At 33.7% G+C, this 20,608-nt stretch carries 21 protein-coding genes and 1 other annotated feature; all 21 genes read left to right on the forward strand.

From position 1 onward, the window contains the following. Positions 1-1,555: DNA translocase FtsK (locus AC1RPQ_RS02175; protein WP_481761196.1), on the forward strand; the 1,555-nt coding region annotated here is incomplete at its 5' end. A gap of 69 nt (positions 1,556-1,624) precedes the next feature. Further along, positions 1,625-2,956, forward strand: a complete 1,332-nt coding sequence (murC, locus tag AC1RPQ_RS02180; RefSeq protein WP_481761401.1) for a UDP-N-acetylmuramate--L-alanine ligase — start codon at positions 1,625-1,627, stop codon at positions 2,954-2,956. A 297-nt stretch (positions 2,957-3,253) separates the two neighbouring features. Beyond that, positions 3,254-3,955: a Bax inhibitor-1/YccA family protein gene (locus AC1RPQ_RS02185; RefSeq protein WP_481761197.1), complete on the forward strand. Its 702-nt coding sequence runs from the start codon at positions 3,254-3,256 to the stop codon at positions 3,953-3,955. 152 nt (positions 3,956-4,107) lie between these two features. Then, positions 4,108-6,789 (forward strand): DNA polymerase I, encoded by a 2,682-nt coding sequence (gene polA, locus AC1RPQ_RS02190; RefSeq protein WP_481761198.1) that lies wholly within the window; start codon positions 4,108-4,110, stop codon positions 6,787-6,789. 21 nt (positions 6,790-6,810) lie between these two features. Then, entirely contained in the window at positions 6,811-7,644 is an 834-nt protein-coding gene (mutM, locus tag AC1RPQ_RS02195; RefSeq protein ID WP_481761199.1) for a DNA-formamidopyrimidine glycosylase, read from the forward strand. Between the two features lie 2 nt (positions 7,645-7,646). Continuing rightward, complete coding sequence (coaE, locus tag AC1RPQ_RS02200) at positions 7,647-8,246, forward strand: dephospho-CoA kinase (protein ID WP_481761200.1); 600 nt, start codon at positions 7,647-7,649, stop codon at positions 8,244-8,246. A 32-nt stretch (positions 8,247-8,278) separates the two neighbouring features. Continuing rightward, complete coding sequence (gene nrdR / locus AC1RPQ_RS02205) at positions 8,279-8,767, forward strand: transcriptional regulator NrdR (RefSeq protein WP_409022693.1); 489 nt, start codon at positions 8,279-8,281, stop codon at positions 8,765-8,767. A gap of 6 nt (positions 8,768-8,773) precedes the next feature. Next, positions 8,774-10,174: a replication initiation and membrane attachment family protein gene (locus tag AC1RPQ_RS02210; protein WP_481762173.1), complete on the forward strand. Its 1,401-nt coding sequence runs from the start codon at positions 8,774-8,776 to the stop codon at positions 10,172-10,174. Continuing rightward, positions 10,174-11,112, forward strand: coding sequence for a primosomal protein DnaI (gene dnaI / locus AC1RPQ_RS02215; RefSeq protein WP_409022691.1), 939 nt, complete (start codon positions 10,174-10,176; stop codon positions 11,110-11,112). The genes AC1RPQ_RS02210 and dnaI overlap by 1 nt, the downstream gene beginning before the upstream one ends. A 327-nt stretch (positions 11,113-11,439) precedes the next feature. Beyond that, positions 11,440-13,386: a threonine--tRNA ligase gene (thrS, locus tag AC1RPQ_RS02220; RefSeq protein WP_481761202.1), complete on the forward strand. Its 1,947-nt coding sequence runs from the start codon at positions 11,440-11,442 to the stop codon at positions 13,384-13,386. Between the two features lie 59 nt (positions 13,387-13,445). Continuing rightward, positions 13,446-13,583, forward strand: a sequence feature (ribosomal protein L20 leader region). Positions 13,584-13,639: 56 nt separating this feature from the next. Continuing rightward, a complete protein-coding gene (gene infC, locus AC1RPQ_RS02225) occupies positions 13,640-14,140 on the forward strand; it encodes a translation initiation factor IF-3 (RefSeq protein ID WP_409022689.1) in 501 nt (166 codons plus the stop codon). A 25-nt stretch (positions 14,141-14,165) separates the two neighbouring features. Continuing rightward, entirely contained in the window at positions 14,166-14,366 is a 201-nt protein-coding gene (gene rpmI / locus AC1RPQ_RS02230; RefSeq protein WP_057973380.1) for a 50S ribosomal protein L35, read from the forward strand. Between the two features lie 58 nt (positions 14,367-14,424). Next, positions 14,425-14,784, forward strand: coding sequence for a 50S ribosomal protein L20 (gene rplT, locus AC1RPQ_RS02235; RefSeq protein WP_409022688.1), 360 nt, complete (start codon positions 14,425-14,427; stop codon positions 14,782-14,784). A 308-nt stretch (positions 14,785-15,092) separates the two neighbouring features. Next, a complete protein-coding gene (locus tag AC1RPQ_RS02240; protein WP_409022687.1) occupies positions 15,093-15,626 on the forward strand; it encodes a YqeG family HAD IIIA-type phosphatase in 534 nt (177 codons plus the stop codon). Then, positions 15,619-16,755: a ribosome biogenesis GTPase YqeH gene (yqeH, locus tag AC1RPQ_RS02245; RefSeq protein ID WP_481761203.1), complete on the forward strand. Its 1,137-nt coding sequence runs from the start codon at positions 15,619-15,621 to the stop codon at positions 16,753-16,755. The genes AC1RPQ_RS02240 and yqeH overlap by 8 nt, the downstream gene beginning before the upstream one ends. Positions 16,756-16,772: 17 nt before the next feature. Continuing rightward, positions 16,773-17,087 (forward strand): ribosome assembly RNA-binding protein YhbY, encoded by a 315-nt coding sequence (yhbY, locus tag AC1RPQ_RS02250; protein ID WP_409022685.1) that lies wholly within the window; start codon positions 16,773-16,775, stop codon positions 17,085-17,087. A 26-nt stretch (positions 17,088-17,113) separates the two neighbouring features. Beyond that, on the forward strand, positions 17,114-17,761 hold the full coding sequence (locus AC1RPQ_RS02255; protein ID WP_481761204.1) for a nicotinate-nucleotide adenylyltransferase: 648 nt from the start codon (positions 17,114-17,116) through the stop codon (positions 17,759-17,761). Continuing rightward, positions 17,754-18,347 (forward strand): bis(5'-nucleosyl)-tetraphosphatase (symmetrical) YqeK, encoded by a 594-nt coding sequence (gene yqeK / locus AC1RPQ_RS02260; RefSeq protein WP_481761205.1) that lies wholly within the window; start codon positions 17,754-17,756, stop codon positions 18,345-18,347. Before AC1RPQ_RS02255 ends, yqeK begins: the two co-directional genes overlap by 8 nt. Before the next feature lie 10 nt (positions 18,348-18,357). Continuing rightward, a complete protein-coding gene (gene rsfS / locus AC1RPQ_RS02265) occupies positions 18,358-18,714 on the forward strand; it encodes a ribosome silencing factor (RefSeq protein ID WP_481761206.1) in 357 nt (118 codons plus the stop codon). Continuing rightward, entirely contained in the window at positions 18,714-19,454 is a 741-nt protein-coding gene (locus tag AC1RPQ_RS02270) for a class I SAM-dependent methyltransferase (RefSeq protein WP_481761207.1), read from the forward strand. Before rsfS ends, AC1RPQ_RS02270 begins: the two co-directional genes overlap by 1 nt. A 2-nt stretch (positions 19,455-19,456) precedes the next feature. Further along, positions 19,457-20,608, forward strand: coding sequence for a nucleotidyltransferase (locus AC1RPQ_RS02275; RefSeq protein ID WP_481761208.1), 1,152 nt, complete (start codon positions 19,457-19,459; stop codon positions 20,606-20,608).

Consider the following 20,608-nt stretch of genomic DNA (forward strand, 5'->3'; position numbering starts at 1 on the left):
ACAAGAAGTACAAGAAGTACAAGAAGTACAAGAAGTACAAGAAGTACAAGAAGTACAAGAAGTACAAGAAGTACAAGAAGTACAAGATAGCTATTATGATAATCAGTCAGATGAAGAAGTCAAAAGGTCAGATGCAAGTTATCAATTTCCATCACTTGATTTATTACCAGATCCTATTTTAGAAAATGCTGGTGAATTAGATGATTGGGTACTTTCTCAAATTGATGTATTAAATAATACATTGGAAGCATTCCATGTTAATGCAGAAGTTGATGGCTGGACAGTTGGGCCAACGGTGACCCAATTTGAAGTATCATTAGCTGCTGGTGTTAAGGTAAGTAAGATTACCAACCTTGTTGATGACTTGAAACTAGCGCTTGCTGCAAAAGATATCCGTGTAGAGGCGCCAATTCCTGGACGTAGTAGTGTTGGAATTGAAATACCTAATTTAAAATCAAGACCAGTCCTTCTCTCGGAAGTATTGAGATCTCCAGTGTTTATAGAAAATAAATCACCATTGACGGTGGCGTTAGGTGTCGATTTATTTGGTGAAGCACAAGTAACTAACTTACAAAAAATGCCGCATGGATTAATTGCTGGTGCTACAGGGTCTGGTAAGTCAGTTTTTATCAATAGTTTATTAGTTTCTATTTTATATAAGGCAACACCAAACGAAGTTAAATTGTTATTGATTGATCCTAAAGCTGTCGAATTAGCGCCATATCATGATATTCCTCATTTATTAGCACCTGTTATATCAGATGCAAAAGCAGCTTCGGCAGCTTTGAAATGGGCTGTTGATGAAATGGAAGAACGCTATCAAAAATTAGCTGCAGCTGGAGCTAAAAATATTGGTAACTTTAATCAAAAAGCAGAAGCTAATGGCGATTTTGGCCTAAAGATGCCGTATATTTTAATTATTATTGATGAATTAGCTGATTTAATGATGGTTGCTTCAAATGAAGTTCAAGAATATATTGCAAGAATTACACAAAAAGCTAGAGCAGCAGGAATTCATTTAATTCTGGCTACACAACGACCAAGTGTTGATGTTGTTACGGGTACAATTAAAAATAATATTCCAACTCGAATTGCATTTATGGTTTCTAGTCAAATTGACTCGAGAACTATCTTGGATACGGCCGGTGCTGAAAAATTACTTGGACGAGGCGATATGCTCTATCTAGGTAATGGATCAAGTCAGGCTGTTAGGTTACAAGGAACGTATATAGAAGATGAAGTAGATTTAATTACAGATTTTGTTAGAACTCAAGGAAAGCCAAGATATGCATTTAATCCAGATGGACTGAAAAAAATGGCAGATCAAAATGAACAACAAGATGATTTATTGCCAGGTATTTTAGATTTTATTGCGCACGAACAAACCATTTCAACTTCTAAATTACAGCGCGTCTTTTCAATTGGGTATAATAGAGCTGCCAATATTATTGACGAACTTGAAAATCAGCAACATATCTCACATGCTAAGGGGTCGAAACCTCGAGATGTGTATTTAAATGAAGATGAACTCAGACGGATGAGAGAAGAATTTTAACGACAAACTGAATATTAACTCATTTTATGGTAAAATTATGAATGAATAATGTCAGAAAAGGGGATAATGATGAATAACCAAAAAGTATATTATTTTGTAGGAATAAAAGGCTCAGGGATGAGTTCTTTAGCATTAATTTTACACGATCAAGGATTTAAGGTTGAAGGCTCTGATATTGACCAATATACATTCACACAACGTGGATTAGAATTAGCTAATATTAAGGTTTATTCATTTGATGAAAAAAATATCCATGAAGGTTTGACTGTAATTGCGGGAAATGCATTTACAGCGGATCATCCTGAACTTAAAAAGGCACGTGAAATGGGATTAGATATTGTCAGTTATCCTGAAATGTTAAGTCGATTAATGGAAGGTTACACAAGTATTGGTGTTGCCGGCTCTCATGGTAAAACAAGTACAACAGGATTGCTTGCACATGTCTTAAGTGGTATTGCACCAACGAGTTACTTAATTGGGGATGGTACTGGTAAAGGAAAACCTGATGCAAGATTCTTTGTTTATGAAGCAGATGAATACCGTCGACATTTTGTTGCCTATCACCCAGATTATTCAATTATGACTAATATTGATTTTGATCATCCAGATTATTTTACTGGTATTGATGACGTTTTTGATTCATTTGAAACAGTTGCAAAACAAACCAAAAAAGGAATATTTGCTTGGGGAGATGATCCTTTACTCCGTAAAATAAAAGCTGATGTTCCAATTTATTATTATGGTACAAAGGATTCTGATGATTTCCAAGCTCGTGATATAAAACGAACAACTAAAGGTTCTGAATTCGATGTTTATTATCACGATACATCATTAGGTCATTACCAAATTCCAATTTTTGGTGAACATAATATCTTAAATAGTTTGGCCGTTATTGCTGTTTCGTATTTTGAAAAAGTTGATTTAGAAGAAATTGCAAGTGAATTATTAAGTTTTAAAGGGGTTAAACGCCGGTTTAGCGAAAAGTATATTGGTGATATGACAATTATTGATGATTACGCACATCATCCATCAGAAATTAAAGCAACAATTGATGCTGCTCGTCAAAAATATCCTGATAAAGAATTAATTGCGGTCTTCCAACCACATACGTTTAGTAGAACTATTGCGTTGATGGATGATTTTGCAATTAGTTTGAATCTTGCCGATAAGGTTTATTTAACGGATATTTTCAGTTCTGCTCGTGAAACATCAGGTAATGTTTCTAGTGAAGATCTTGGTGCAAAGATTGTTAAGGGTGGCGAGATTATCAAACTTGATAATCTTTCGCCATTACTTGATTACAATAATGCAGTTGTTATTTTTATGGGCGCTGGAGATGTCCAAAAATATGAATATGCATATGAAGAATTATTGAGTAATTTAAGTTTTAAAAATAATTAGTTGCTGAAAAAGAAATGATTTTCGAATCATTTCTTTTTTATTACTTAATTTTTTTTTACGAAAAGTGAAAATTCTTGATAATTTTACATGATTTGGTACACTTGTCCTTATACATACAAGGGGTTATCCTTTAAAAAGGTTAATGCTGTATGAGGTTAAAAGTCATGTTGTATTCTGATTAAAATAAGTAGTATTGCTCTAACTTATTTCATTTTATTAAATTAGTTGTAATAGGTTTTAGTGTATTAATCACAATATTTTAAACATGATTTCTTAATTAACAAGGAGGAAAATAAGATGGATAATCAAAATAGCGTTATTATTAATGAAAAAGATGGATTAAATCATTTTTTAGCAAAATTATATGGGTATATGGCGCTTGCAGTTGGCGTTTCAGCTGTCACAGCATTTTTAACATTGACAGTATTTCAAAAATTAGTTTATGGCTTTATGGCAGAACATTCATGGTCAATTTGGGCATTATTTATTGTCCAATTGGTGGTTGTCTTAAATATTAACGTAAAGGCATCAAGGGCACCATTTGTAACATTTGCTTTATTGATGGGGTATTCTGTACTTGAGGGCGTAACGTTGTCGTTGATTATATCAATGTATTCAGTCGGGAATATCATTGCTGCATTTGCCGCAAGTTCGGCTGTATTCGTTACGATGACCATTTTAGGAAATGTTACTAAACGAGATTTAACTAAATTAGGCACACAGGCATTAGCAGCTTTGGTTGGACTAATTGTTGCTTCATTTGTAAATTTATTCTTACAAAGTGAACTTATTAATTACGTATTCTCATATATCGCTGTGATTATTTTCACCATTTTAACAGCGTGGGACACACAAAAATTAAGACAAGTATTTTTACAACGAGATAGCAATGTTTCAGTTTCTAACTTAGCTATGACAGGTGCACTAATGTTATATCTTGATTTTATTAATTTATTCATTTCATTCTTACAAATCTTTGGTTACGGTGGTAGAGATTAGTAATTCATAAATAAGAAGGTTAAACCTCCAAGTTAAGGATTTATAACTTGGGGGTTTTTATTACTTTATTGAGTTATTAGCGTATTCATTATTAATCACGGCTGATGTTTGGTAAAATAGAGATAGAGATTTTCAAAGGAGACGGATATTAAATGACTAATACTAATGAGAAACTACTATTGATTGATGGAAACAGTATTGCCTATCGTGCATTTTTTGCATTGTACCAATCTGTAGATAGATTTACAAACCAAGCTGGGTTACATACAAATGCATTATATGGGTTTAATAATATGTTGAATGTCATATTAGATACCGAAAAACCGACACATGTATTAGTTGCATTTGATGCAGGAAAGACAACATTTAGAACTAAAAAATATGATAATTACAAGGCCGGTAGATCAAAAACACCGCCAGAACTAAAAGAACAAATGCCATATTTTAGAGAATTACTAGCAGGATACGGCATTAAAACTTACGAATTAATTGATTTTGAAGCAGATGACATTATAGGCACAATGGCAAAAAAAGGTGAAGAAGCTGGATATAATGTGACTATTGTGACTGGAGATCGAGATTTAACACAATTAACAACCGATAAAGTAACAGTTTCTGTCACAAAAAAAGGCGTTAGTGAAATCGAAAAATTTACACCAGAGCATGTAATGGAAAAATTTGGATTAACACCATTGCAAATTATTGATATGAAGGGATTAGTTGGCGATACGTCAGATAATTATCCCGGTGTTACTAAAGTTGGTGAGAAGACTGCAATTAAATTATTAACAGAATATGACTCAATGGAGAATCTTTACGAAAATATTGATCAATTAAAGAAAAGTAAAATGAAAGAGCATTTAATTGAAGATAAAGATCAAGCATTTATGAGCAAAGATTTAGCCAGAATTCGACAAGATGCACCTATCACAATCGATTTTCCTGATACAAAATGGGATGGAAAAGACTTAGATAAGTTAGTTGCTTTCTATGAAAAAATGGATTTTAAAAAATTTTTAAGTCAATTAAATTTAAATTCAGCATCAGATAGTGTAGAAATGAATTTATTTCCAGAACCTAAAAAGACAGATTATAAAGTATTAACTAGTGATAATTTAGATGAATTATCTAAATTATCACAACCAATTTCTTTTTATTTAGAGATGTTGGAAGATAATTATCATACAGCAGATTTTGATGGATTTGCGATAGGTGATGGCAATCAATTTTTCGTAACACGAGATGTTGATTTGTTAAAATCTAAAACTTTAGTTTCAATTCTTTCAAATGATAAAATTAAAAAGAATGTATTTAATTTTAAACGTAATTATGTAGCATTGAACCGATTGGACATTCAACTTGCAGGAACTGAATTCGATCTTTTGTTGGCTTCATATTTGTTAGATACAAGTGATAATAGTAATGATCTTAGTAAAGTTGCACAGAAACATGATTACTATGACGTTAAGTCTGATGAAGAGGTATATGGTAAAGGCGTTAAACGTGCAATTCCAGAAGATGATGATATTTTCTTTAGTCATATGGCATCGAAAGTTGACGCCTTAAATCTTTTGAAAGAACCATTAATGGCCGGATTAGTTGATCATGAGCAAATGGATTTGTACACGGATATGGAACTTCCTCTTTCACTTGTATTAGCCAAGATGGAAATTCAAGGCATTAATGTGGATGCCGATAGATTGAAGATTATGAAAAAGGAATTTTCAACTATTTTAAGTGATATGGAAACTAAAATTTATAGTGAAGCTGGTGAAGAATTTAATATTAATTCACCAAAACAATTAGGCGTTATTTTATTTGAAAAATTAAAATTACCTGTTGTTAAAAAAACTAAAACAGGTTACTCAACTGCAGTTGATGTTTTAGAACAACTTAGTACAATAGCTCCAATTGCAGATTTAATTTTAAAATATCGACAAATTGCAAAAATTCAATCAACGTATGTTGAAGGATTATTAAAAGTTAGACATGAAGATAAGAAAGTTCATACAAGATACCTACAAACACTGACAGCGACAGGCCGATTATCATCTGTAGATCCTAATCTACAAAATATTCCGGTCCGCGTTCCTGAAGGTAAGAAAATTAGACAAGCATTTATACCTGAACATAAGGGATGGAAAATATTCTCATCTGACTATTCACAAATTGAGTTGCGTGTTTTGGCCCATATTGCGCATGATGCTAATATGCAAGAAGCTTTTAAAGAAGGAATCGATATCCATGCTAATACAGCAATGAAAATTTTTAGTTTAGAATCGCCAGATGACGTGACGTCAAATATGCGTCGAACAGCTAAGGCAGTCAATTTTGGGATTGTTTATGGTATTAGTGATTATGGATTGTCACAAAATATTGGGATTACTAGAAAACAAGCACAAACATTTATTGATACTTATTTAAATGAATTTACAGGCGTTAAGAACTACATGGAAAGCGTTGTGCGTGAAGCTAAAGATAAGGGCTATGTTGAAACATTATTCCATCGTCGTCGTTATTTACCAGATATTAACAGTCGAAACTTTAATTTACGTTCTTTTGCTGAAAGAACTGCAATGAATACCCCAATTCAAGGTAGTGCTGCGGATATTATTAAAGTAGCGATGATTAATATGAACAAAATGTTAGAAGAAGAACATTTACAAGCCAAAATGTTATTACAAGTACATGATGAATTAATTTTTGAAGCACCTGAAGAAGAAATTGCTATCTTGCAAAAGAAAGTTCCTGAAGTTATGGACGCTGCTGTTTCTTTAGAGGTTCCTTTAAAAGTTGAGAGTGCGTTTGGTGATAGTTGGTTTGATACTAAATAAAAAGTGGTTGGGGGTAATTATATGCCAGAATTACCAGAAGTTGAAACGGTTCGAAGAGGTCTTAGTCAATTAGTTATAGGTAAGACAATTAAATCAATTGATGTTTTATGGCCTAAAATTGTATCTGGGGATGTACTAGATTTTAAGCGTGAATTAGAAGGTAGAAAGATTGAATCAATCGATAGACTGGGTAAATACTTACTTTTTCGTTTTGATAGTAAAATGACAATGGTTTCTCATTTAAGAATGGAAGGCAAATATTTTGTCCGTGGATCAGATGAACCAATTGAAAAACATTCCCACGTCATATTTCATTTAACTGATGGGCAAGATTTAAGATACAATGATGTTCGTAAGTTTGGACGCATGCAACTAATCCCCACAGGTCGAGAACGTGAACTTTCGGGACTTAAGAAGCTAGGACCAGAACCGACAGAAGATGATTTTAAGCTCAGTTATTTCAAAAAATATTTATCTCGTAAGCATATGGCAATCAAGCCTGTGTTATTAAATCAAGAAGCGGTTGCTGGTCTTGGAAATATTTATGTTGATGAAGTTTTATGGATGAGTAAAATTAATCCGGAACAGCCAGCAAATTTAATTTCTGATAGGAAATTAGCTATATTACGTAAAAATATTATTCTTGAGCTAGCCACTGCGGTACAAGCTGGTGGAACAACAATTAGATCCTATACGGGTGCGTTTGGTGAGACGGGTTTGTTCCAATTTGATTTGAATGTCTATGGTCAAACAGGAAAACCATGTCCTAGATGCGGAGCGCCTATTGTTAAAATAAAAGTGGCACAACGAGGGACACACTACTGTCCACATTGCCAACCGTTAAAGGAAGTTTAAAAATGACTTATATTCTTGGACTAACTGGTGGCATAGCAACAGGTAAATCAACAGTTAGTCGTATTTTTAGAGAAGAAAATATCACAGTTATTGATGCAGACGTTATTGCGAGACAAGCTGTTGAACCAGAATCTGTAACATTAAAAATAATCATTCAAACATTTGGTGAAAAATATTTATCATTAACCGGGAATTTGAATCGAAAAGAGTTAGGTCAGCTAGTTTTTAATGATGCAACAGAGTTAAAAAAATTGAACGGCATTATGGTTCCTGCTATTAGAAAAGAAATCTTGTCACAAATAGAAGTCCAAAAAAAATTAGGTAGCCAGTTAATTATTTTGGATATGCCTTTATTATTTGAGCAAAACTACCAATTACTTTGTGATGCAGTAATGGTTATCTATGTACCTGAAACAGCACAATTAGAACGTTTAATGAAGCGGGATGAATTGTCTTTAGATGAGGCGATGTTAAGGGTTAAAGCACAATGGCCCATTCAAAAGAAAAAAGATTTAGCAGATTTTGTAATAGATAATTCAACAACGGTTGCCGTTACAAGGGTTCAAGTGCTAAACTGGCTTAGTAATCAAATTAATGGTTAAATAATGTAAATAAAAAATAATGAGGTGTCACAATGAAATGTCCACATTGCCAACATAATGGCTCTCGAGTCGTTGACAGTCGACCAACAGATGAAGGTCGCGTTATCAGACGACGTCGTGAATGTGAAAATTGTGAATTTAGATTCACAACATTTGAACGAGTTGAAGCTACACCACTACTTGTTATTAAAAAAAATGGAACACGTGAAGAATTTAATCGTGAAAAGATTCTTAAAGGTATTATCAGTTCTGCTGAGAAAAGACCAGTTTCAATGAAAGCTATCACTCATCTTGTGGATCAAGTGGAAAATAATGTTAGAGCATTAGGTGAAAATGAAATTTCTAGCCAACTAATTGGTGAATATGTTATGGGATTATTGGCTGATGTAGATGAAATTGCGTACATTAGATTTGCTAGTGTTTATCGCCAATTTAAAGATATGAGTGTTTTCTTAAAAGAATTAAATGAAATGATGGCTCGTGATAAAACACCTACAGATAAACCGGATTTGAAGGAATGATAATCAATGATTGATATATGCGGAAATATGAGTCCGAAAGACGGTTATGTCGTTTTAATGGATGAAAAAGTTACAAATGATGATATTGAACGACTAGACTACTTGTATCAACCTGTTATGGGTGTGATTGCGAGTGGTCTATTTGCTCTATTGAAAGGTGAGGCAGGTCAAAATCCACAATTATCTAATCGAAAGATGCATAGTGAATTACTTGCATTACTAAATATTGACATAGCAATGTTTTATGAAGCAAGAAGTGCCCTTGAAGCTTTAGGGCTTTTGAAGAGCTTTGAAAAAGAGGATGCAATAGGAAAAGTTGTTGTCTATCAATTGCGTCGACCTTTGCAAGCAACTGATTTTTTTACAGATGATTTACTAAGCACTTTACTCTGGGAATCGATTGGTGATGGTAGGTACAAAGAAATTACCACTCGATTTGCGTTACCAATTTTAAAATTAGATGGCTTCAAAGAAACATCTAAAAGTTTCTTAGATGTTTTCCAAGTTAATCAAGATCATTTGTCTAATAAACCTGATATTATTTCTGAAAGTAAAAAAGTTTTTTCAACGGACAAGAAGATACCGAAAAAGTTAGTTGAGTCAGGTAGTATTGAGTCATTTGATTTTAAATTTTTTATTGAACTACTGGAAAAGAGTTTCGTTTCTTTGGATAATATCAATGAACAGCGGGATTTAATTATTTCAGAGCATCTCTTGTATGGTATTGATGAAATCGAAATGGCCCAATTTATTGGAGATTCAGCTGACTTATCAACAAATGAAGTTGATTATAATTCATTCAAGCAACATATTGCTCACAAATATAATCAACAAATTAAACTGAAAAAACAAGAAGATTTAACAAGTAGTGATAATAAAAAGGTTAATATGAAATCTGTTGAAACGCTAAAAAAAGTTGGTTTTTCTGAAGAGGATTCGCAGTTAATTCTTGCGAGTGAAGCCTATAAACCTTTTGATTTTTTGAAATCGTTAAAAGAAAGCAAGGGTGGATATGTCACTGACAGTGAAGCATATCTGTTACAGCAACTTATTCAACGACAGATATTTTCTAATTCAGTCATTAATATTCTGATTCATTACATTTTGATTGACCGTGATTTATCAACACTTAATAAATCGTTTGTCGATACTATGGCTAATGATTGGTCACAGCAAAAAGTGAAGACACCTGAAGAAGCCATTAATCAGGTTCGACAATTTAACAATAAAAAGACTGAAACTAAGGCGTCAAACCAACGACAAAGAAAAATAATTAAAAAAGAGACATTGCCTGATTGGGCTAAAGATGACTATCAAGCACCAAAAGTGGATGTAAAAGTTGATAAGGATGAACTAAAAAGACAACTTGCTGAATTTAATAAAACAGCACCCAAAGGAGGAAAATGATGGAAGATTTAGGGACAGAAATCAAAAAATTTCTTGAAAAGGACAACCTGAGTGAAAGATATCCTAATGTTAATTATCGTGATTTAATGAGAAAAGTTTATGAAGATTCAGATGTCATCGCTTTTTTAGATAGAAATAAAGCTGAATTAACAGAGGATAGTATTCGACGCGCTGATGCAAAATTGTATGAATTCTTATCTGAAAAAAATAAAATTATTCTTGGTAAAGGAATGATAGCACCAGGTTATAAGCCACAATTGGTTTTGAATAATCATATGATTGATGTTTCCTATGTACCAACAGATTCTTTTATCGAGGCTCAAAAAAGTAGAGCATTAGCTAAGCGAGTTAAATCAATGAGTATGTCTAAAGATATCAAAAACGCGACTATGAATGGCTTTGATATGGATGAACGTGGGGATGCACTTAGCCAGAGTTTAAAATTTATAACAACATTTGTTGATAGTCCTAAATCTTATCACCAAGCAATGTATTTTTATGGTAGCTTTGGCGTTGGTAAAACATATCTTTTAGGTGCTATGGCCAATGAATTAGCAAGTCGAGGATACCAAACGACTTTAATGCATTTCCCTAGTTTTGCAGTTGAAATTAAAAATGCTATTAGTGATAATCGTGTTTATGACATGCTAAATGCTGTTAAAAAATCTGAAATTTTAATGATTGATGATATTGGTGCCGATGCAATGTCTAGTTGGGTTCGTGATGATATTTTAGGTGTTATTTTACAATATCGCATGCAAGAAGAATTACCAACTTTCTTTAGTTCTAATTTTTCGATGAAACAACTAGAAGATGAGCATTTACGTATTAGTCAAAAGGGTGAAGACGAGCCTCTTAAGGCAAAAAGAATTATGGAACGAATTCACTTTTTAGCAAAAGAAGTTAAGATTGTTGGAAAAAATCGTCGACCTAAATAAGAATAATAGTTGCTAAATTTCACTAAAAATGGTTAAATAGTTATTAAATTGATACGGAAGATTACATTCTTTTTTTATGTCCGCAGGGAGGGAAAGCATAGCTGAAAGCTTTTCTGGCAGAGAATAAGTGATGACCACTTCCATAATGTTGCCTGATTTTTATCAGGTCGGATTGGATCCGTTAAAATCTATGGAGAAAGTTTTGTTTCGGCAAAACTTTGAATTTGGGTGGAACCACGTTAATCGACGTCCCTAATACACGATTTTATTTGTGTATTAGGGACTTTTTTTGTATCAAAAAATATTAAAACAATGGAGGAAGTTAACATGTCAAAAATAAATATTACATTTCCAGATGGCGCAGTTAAAGAGTTTGATTCAGGTATTACGACTGAAGACGTTGCAAAGTCAATTAGTCCTAGTTTAGCTAAAAAATCAATTGCCGGTAAATTCAATGGTGTTTTGGTTGATTATCTTCGTCCATTAGAGGCAGACGGCGCTATCGAAATTGTTACTAAAGAATCTGCAGACGGATTAATCGTTTTATGGCATACAGCTGCTCAAGTTTTAGCTAATGCGTTACAACAATTATACCCAGGTATGAAATTTGGTATGAGTTCTGATATTGAAAATGGTTTCTATTTTGATACAGATAATGGTGAAACACAAGTTAGCGTTGATGATTTGAAGAAAATTCAAGATAAGATGAAATCAATTGTTAAAGAAAATTTGAAAATTGAACGTCAATTAGTTTCAAAAGCTGAAGCTCTTGAATTATTTGCTGGTGACCCATATCGTGCTGAATTAGTAGTTGAAGCTACTGATGAAAATGGACAAGTTGAAATTTACAAACAAGGTGAATTCGTTAACTTAAGCGATGGCGCACAATTACGCTCAACTGCTGATGTTAAAATTTTCCAATTATTATCAGTTGCTGGTGCATATTGGCAAGGTAAATCAAGTAATCCGATGTTACAACGTGTTTATGGTACAGCGTTCTTTAAACAAAAAGATTTAGATGCTGAATTAGTTCGTCGTCAAGAAGCACGTGAACGCGATCATCGAGTAATTGGTAATGACTTAGATTTATTCTTTGTAGATCCAAAAGTTGGTGCAGGATTACCATACTGGTTACCTAATGGTGCTACAATTCGTCGTACGATTGAACGCTACATTGTTGATAAGGAAGTTTCAAATGGTTATGATCATGTTTACACACCAATCTTAGCCAACTTGGATTTATATAAAACTTCTGGTCATTGGGACCATTATCGCGAAGACATGTTCCCACCAATGGACATGGGTGATGGCGAAGAGTTAGAGTTACGTCCAATGAACTGTCCTTCACATATTCAAGTTTACAAGCATCATATTCGTTCATATCGTGATCTTCCTATCAGAATTGCTGAATTAGGAATGATGCATCGTTATGAAAAATCAGGTGCACTTTCTGGTTTACAACGTGTACGTGAAATGACATTAAATGATGGTCATACTTTCGTTGCTCCTGATCAAATTCAAGAAGAATTTAAAAGCGTCCTTCGTTTAATGATGGAAGTTTATGATGACTTTGGGATTGCTGACTATTCATTCCGTTTGAGCTATCGTGATCCAGCTAACACAGAGAAATACTTTGATGATAATGAAATGTGGACAAAATCACAAAGTATGTTAAAAGGTGCTATGGATGATTTAGGCTTAGATTACTACGAAGCTGAAGGAGAAGCAGCATTTTACGGTCCTAAATTAGATGTTCAAACAAAAACAGCGTTAGGAAATGATGAAACGTTATCAACAATTCAATTAGATTTCATGATGCCTGAAAAATTTGAATTATCATACATCGGTGATGATGGTGAAGAACACCGTCCTGTTATGATTCATCGTGGACTTGTTTCAACGATGGAACGTTTTACAGCTTACTTAACAGAAATGTACAAAGGAGCATTCCCAACTTGGTTGGCTCCTAAACAGGTAACAATTATTCCTGTTAAAAACGATCTTCATGCCGATTATGCGCATGATTTACGTGCTAACTTAGTTGCTCGTGGTGTACGAGTAACGGTTGATGAACGTAACGAAAAGATGGGTTATAAGATGCGTCAAGCGCAAGTTACTAAAGTACCTTATATTTTAGTTGTCGGTGATAATGAAGTAGCTGAAAATACAGTTTCTGTTCGTCGACATGGTGAAGATGATTCAAATATCTTTACAAAAGAAGATTTTATTAACAACATTACAAAAGAAATTGCCAACTATAGTCGTAAAGCATAAAAAAGACTCATTTTAATTTGCTTGACAATGAGTCTTCAAGTTGGTATGATATAAAAGTTAAGAAAAAGCAGAGGCTCCCGCTTCTCGCCTGAAGAGACAAAGAGTCTCTGGGCAGAATATTATTGAAATTAAATTCCAATTAAAATGGATTTCAAGCGGGCTGCGATAATTTATTATTGTTGCCCGTTTTTCTGTGTTTTTTCTCAAAAAAATTTGGAGGTGCATTGCCATAGCAGTTGATAAAGTAGACAAAATGGTCAATGAAGGTATCCGCGCATCGGAACTTCGTTTGATCGGTGATGATGGCGAACAACTTGGTGTTAAAACGAAACAAGAAGCACTAGATATGGCAGAAATTGCTAATTTAGATGTTGTTGTTGTTGCCGCTAACTCAAAACCACCTGTTGCTAAGATTATGGATTACGGGAAGTACCGTTTCGAATTACAAAAGAAACAAAGAGAAGCCCGTAAAAACCAAAAGATTGTTAATGTTAAAGAAGTTAGACTTAGTCCAACGATTGATATTAACGATTTCAATACAAAATTGAAAAATGCCTCAAAATTCCTTGCAAAAGGTGATAAGGTTAAAGTATCAATTAGATTTAAAGGCCGTGCAATTACGCATAAAGAAATCGGACGTGATGTCTTGAATCGCTTCGCTGACGCAGCTAAAGAAGTTGCATCAGTTGAATCAAGAGCGAAGATGGATGGACGTAGTATGTTCATGATGCTTGCACCTAAGGCTGAAAAGTAAAGCTATATTAGGAGGATATTAGATTATGCCAAAACAAAAGACTCATCGTGCATCAGCAAAACGTTTTAAACGTACAGGAAATGGTGGCTTAAAACGCTCTAAAGCATATACAAGTCATCGTATGCATGGTAAAACTAAGAAACAACGTCGTCAATTAAGCAAATCAACTACAGTGTCAGCATCAGATAACAAGCGTATCAAACAAATGCTTTCACAAATGAAATAATAAATATAAATTAGACAATTGATGCCATTTTTAAATGGCTCAATAAGGAGGAATTTTCATGCCACGAGTTAAAGGTGGAACCGTTACACGTCAACGTCGCAAAAGAATGCTTAAATTAGCAAAAGGTTACCGTGGATCAAAACATATCCAATTTAAGGTAGCTAAACAACAAGTAATGAAATCGTACCAATATTCATTCCGTGATCGCCATCAAACAAAACGTAACTTCCGTCGTCTATGGATTGCACGTATTAACGCTGCAGCACGTATGAATGGTTTAAGTTACAGCAAGATGATGCATGGCTTGAAATTAGCTGAAATTGAAGTTAACCGTAAAATGTTAGCTGAATTAGCTGTTAAAGATTCAGCAGCATTTGCTGCTGTTGCAGAAGAAGCTAAAAAAGCATTAAGTAAATAATAACTTTTAAGAGGATACTTGACCAATTGTCAAGTATCCTCTTTTTTTAATAAAATTTCTGTAAATAAGTTAAGTATGTTATTTTTAGTGAAATCAAAAAAATTTTATGTGATATCAATGATTATGGTCTATGTAACTAATAAGACAAAATATAATCTTAAAAAGAGCAATATAAAATTGAAATAACTCGTTTCTATTATTTTAAAATGAGAAAATAAAATTAATTTCATTTGTTTTCATGGAAAACATGCAATTTTGTTGAAAGTACATTATACTTAGATTATTATTCTAAAATTGAGGTAGCTAACATGCTTGAGAGATATAAACCAACTTGGATGGTTGAATCAATTTATGATTTAACACCAGAGGATTTACAAAATCATGGAATTAAAGTTGTTATGACTGATTTAGACAATACATTAATTGCATGGGATAACCCAAACGGAACCCCAGAATTGAAGAATTGGTTAGAGCTTATAGCTGCGGCTTCAATTCCAGTGATTGTTGTATCTAACAATAGTCACGAACGTATTGAAAAGGCACTGGAACATATTGGATTACCATTTGTTTCCAGAGCTCTAAAACCATTTACAAAAGGAATTAACCAAGTTAAAAATGAATTTAAGATGAATAATCAAGATTTAGTTTTAATAGGTGATCAATTGATGACTGATATTGCTGCTGCGAATAATGCGGGCATTAAAAGTATATTGGTTAAACCACTTGTTGAATCAGACGCTTGGAATACAAAACCTAATCGTTTCATTGAAAAAAGAATTAAAAATCACTTAATTAAAAAACACGATTTTAAAACTAAATGGGGGAATTCATTGGATGACTGACATAATTGAAGTACCAGAAATTGACGAAGATCTTTTTTGTATTGGCTGTGGCTCAAAAATTCAAAGTGAAGAAGTAGATGAATTAGGCTATACACCTAAATCCGCAGTAAAAAAAGGACTTGAAACAAATGAACTATATTGCCAAAGATGTTTTAGACTACGACATTACAATGAAATTGCTGACGTTAAGTTAACTGATGATGATTTCCTAAAATTATTGAATCAAATTGGTAGTGCTGATGCATTAATCGTCAACGTTATTGATATTTTTGATTTTAATGGTAGTCTAATTCCTGGATTACATCGATTTGTGGGTGATAATCCTGTTTTAATGGTTGGAAATAAAGCTGATTTATTGCCTAAGTCATTGAGACGTTCGAAGTTAAAGGATTGGATGAGACAACAAGCTAATTTACAAGGATTACGACCAATTGATGTTGCATTGACAAGTGCAACAAAAAACTTTGCGATTGATGAATTATTAGAATTAATTGAAAAGTATCGTGAAGGCCGTGATGTGTACGTTGTTGGAGTAACTAATGTTGGTAAATCAACATTGATTAATCAAATCATTAAACAAAGAACAGGTGTCCAAGACCTGATTACAACTTCAAGATTCCCAGGAACTACGCTTGATAAGATTGAAATTCCATTGGACGATGATCGAGCTTTAATTGATACACCAGGTATTATTCATCAAGACCAGATGGCTCATTATCTATCAGGTAAGGCGCTAAGATTAGTTTCTCCTCAAAAAGAAATTAAACAACGCGTCTATCAGTTAAATGAAAACCAAACATTATTCTTTGGGGCTGTTGCAAGATTTGATTACATTTCAGGGGGAACTCCTGGTGTTGTCGTTTATCTTGATAATGATTTAATGATTCATAGAACAAAAACTGAGACTGCAAGTGAATTTTATGAGAAACATGCTGGTGGTTTATTAAATCCACCAACAGATGATGAAATGAACGACTTCCCAGAATTAGTTCGTTTTGAATTTAAAGCAACACAAAAAAGTGATTTAGTTTTTGCCGGACTTGGATGGGTAACCATTAATGAGGGTGCTAAAGTCGCTGGCTGGGCACCAAAAGGTGTTTCGGTTCTTTTACGTAAAGCAATGATATAAGAGGAGTTAACTAACATATGACATTAAGAGGCAAACAAAAAAGATATCTACGCAGTCAGGCACATCATTTACGTCCACTTTTCCAAGTTGGAAAAGAAGGCGTGTCTACTAACTGGTTAAACCAAATTCGCGAAGCAATTGAAAAACGCGAATTAATCAAAATTAACATGCTACAAAATGCAACAATTGATACAAATGAAGTTCGTATTTTTATTGAATCTAATAGTTCAATTCAAGTTGTTCAAGTGATTGGTCATACATTAGTGCTTTATCAAGCAGCAACAGATGTCGAAAATCGAGATATCTCTGACAAAGTTAATTTACTCGCTTAATTTAAAATTTTGAGGAGGTTTTTAGCTTGACTATTCAAGTCCAAAAATTAAAAGAAATTAATTTAGTTACGAAATTTAAGACTAAACCCATTCTTGATAATACGAAAAAGCGTGTTGGAATTCTCGGGGGTACGTTTAATCCGCCTCACTTAGGTCATTTAATAATTGCTGATCAAGTTTGTCAGCAATTAGGATTAAGTGAAGTTCGATTTATGCCGGATGCAACACCACCACATGTGGATAAAAAGGAAGCAATTGATGCAAAGTATCGCCTTGATATGGTTAATCAAAGTATCGCGGATAACGATAAGTTTAAGCTGGAAGATACTGAAATTAATCGCGGTGGTATTAGCTACACCTATGACACTGTGGTTGCTTTAAAAGCAGCTCATCCGGAAAATGATTACTATTTTATTATTGGCGGCGATATGGTAGATTATTTACCGAAATGGTCTCGTATTGATGAATTAGTAAAATTAGTACATTTTGTTGGAGTTAAACGAACGGGATTTGAACAAACAAGTCAGTATCCTATACTTTGGGTTGATGTACCAACAATTGATATTAGTTCAACACAAATTCGAGATAAGATAAAAAAAGGCTGTTCAATTAATTATTTAGTACCTAAGGCAGTCTCAAATTATATTGAGAAAGAAGGGTTGTATCGTGAATAATTTAGTTTATTCTAATAATCTTTTTAGTGGAACTAGAGAAGAATTAGTACAGATTTTGAAGGAAACTTTGAGTGAAAAAAGATTTCAGCATGTGTTAAATGTTGAAAAATCTGCAATTGAACTTGCTCAAAATAATAATGGTGATATTGAAAGAGCAAGTATTGCTGGACTTATTCATGATTATGCCAAGGAGCGGACAGATGACACCTTTATCAGAACAATTAAGCAAAAACATATGGATCCTGATTTATTAAATTGGGGGAATGCTATCTGGCATGGAATTGTTGGCGCAGAGTTGATACATGATGAATTAGGTATTACAGATGATAAAATTTTAACATCAATTGTGAAGCATACGACAGGCGATGTTGAGATGGATTTGTTGGATAAAATTGTCTACGTCGCTGATTTCATCGAAGAAGGTAGGACGTTCTCTGGCGTTCTTGAAGCACGAAAAAAAGCATTTGAAAGTTTGGATGCAGCTGTTGGATTTGAAACAAAACATACACTAAGTTATTTAATTAATACCAATAAAAGAGTGTATCCTAAAACAATTTTGACCTTTAATAAATGGGTCGCAGAATAGAGGAGTAATAATGAATAGTATAGAAAAATTAGAAATCGCAGTTAAGGCTGCTGACAGTAAACGTGGCGAAAAGACGGTGGCTATTGATGTCCATGAAATTAGTCTATTAGCTGATTATTTCATGGTGACACAAGCTGACTCAGCTCACCAAGTTAAGGCTATCGTCAAAGAAATTCAAGATCAAGAAGAACTAGCAGGTGTTGAAGTCCGTCGTATTGAAGGACGTAATTCAACTAGTTGGGTTTTATTAGATTTTGGAGATTTAATTGTGCATGTATTTAAAACTGAATCACGTGAATTTTATGATCTTGAAAAATTCTGGTCTGAAGGCGCATCTGTAGATTTATCAGCATGGATTGAAGAATAATGATTTATACCACCTTTTCAAAATTGTATGATCAATTAATGGATCCTGATTTATATGATTCTTGGCAAACATTTGTCGAAACACAAGTTCCTGATAAGAAAACTGAAATTCTTGAATTAGCTTGTGGTGCAGGTCAATTAGCAATTGCTTTAACGCAATCTGGTTATTCAGTCGTTGGTTTAGATTTATCTGAAGAAATGTTATCAATTGCTGACCAACACGCACAGGATGCGAATGTATCCTTGCCTTTAGTACAAGGTGATATGATGAATTTGGAAGAGGCAGAGTTACCACAATTTGATGCGGTAACTTGTTTTGCTGACTCATTTTGTTATTTACCTGACGCTGATGCTGTAGGAAACGTTTTTAAATCAATTCATGGATTACTACAAGAAAATGGTCGATTCATTTTTGATGTTATCTCAACCTATCAAACGGATGAGATTTATCCAGGTTATATGTACAACTATCAGGATGATGATCAAGCTTTTTTGTGGTCAACATTTAAAGATGAAGAGCCACACAGTGTCGTTCATGAATTAACTTTTTTTGTCAAAAATGATACTAACTGTCAATTTGAACGTCTAACTGAGGACCATCATGAACGAACATATTCAGTTAATACGTATACTGAATTGTTAAAAAATGCTGGATTTAAGAATATTAAAATTTCGGCTGATTTTGGCACAAGTCAAGTTGATGATAAAACAACAAGACTATTTTTTGTCTGCGATAAATAGGAGTGAGTTACTTGGACACGACTGGGGTTATTGTTGAATATAATCCGTTTCATAACGGACATTTGTATCAGATTAATCAAATAAAAGAAAAGTATCCTGATACGACGATTATTGCCCTTATGAGCGGACAATTCTTACAGAGAGGTATTCCAGCTGCACTTGATAAAGAGAGCCGTACGGAGCAAGCATTGCAATCTGGTGTTGATTTAATAGTTGAGTTACCCGTTGCATTTTCTGTTCAACCGGCTGATTTGTTTGCTCAAGGTGCCATTAAATTATTGGCCGGATTAAAGATAACCAGACTTGTTTTTGGTGCTGAACATCCTGATTTGGATTTTATGACTATCGCAACTGAAATTCAAACGTTAGATAGTGAGTTTAATCAGTTTAATGAAACGTATGCCACACAATATCAACGAGCTGTTTTTGAAAAAACAGGTGTTCAAATTAATCGGCCTAATGATTTGTTAGGTTTAGCTTATGCTGAAGCCTGCATAGCCGAAAAAGCCGAAATCCAGTTATGTCCGATTCAACGTATAGAGGCTGATTACCATGAAACAAAATTTGTTGATACTCAAAAAATTACAAGTGCAACAGCAATTAGATTAGCAGTTCAACATCAAGAATCGATTGTAGAAGTTGTTCCTAATCAAACTCGACTTGATTCAGAAAATGAAAGATGGGCCGATTGGACAGATTTTTGGCCATATCTTCGATATCAGTTGAGTCTATCAACACCAGGTCAATTATCGTCGATTTATGGCATGTCTGAGGGTATTGAGTATCGTTTGTTGCAGCAGTACGAAAAGTTGCCTGACGAGGCTAATTTTGATGATTGGGTCCAAGCCGTTAAGTCGAAACGAGTAACTTATACAAAAATCTCAAGACTAGCAACTTATATTTTGTTACAAATAAAGCAAAATGAAATTGACAAACAATATAAGCAGCCTTATTATCATGTCTTAGGGTTCTCAAAAAAAGGTCAAACGCTGCTTAATCATTTAAAAAAGGAAGTGCCATATCCTATAATAACAAAAATTAGTAAAAAGGATAAAGAGGGACTTTACCAATTAGATTATCGAGCAGGAATTATTTATGGGCTAGTTAGTCATAAAAAATCGGATCTTTTTAGAAGACCTAAACAAATTAATTAA

The organism is Dellaglioa sp. CoH-57-MRSF-21, from assembly GCF_056781915.1.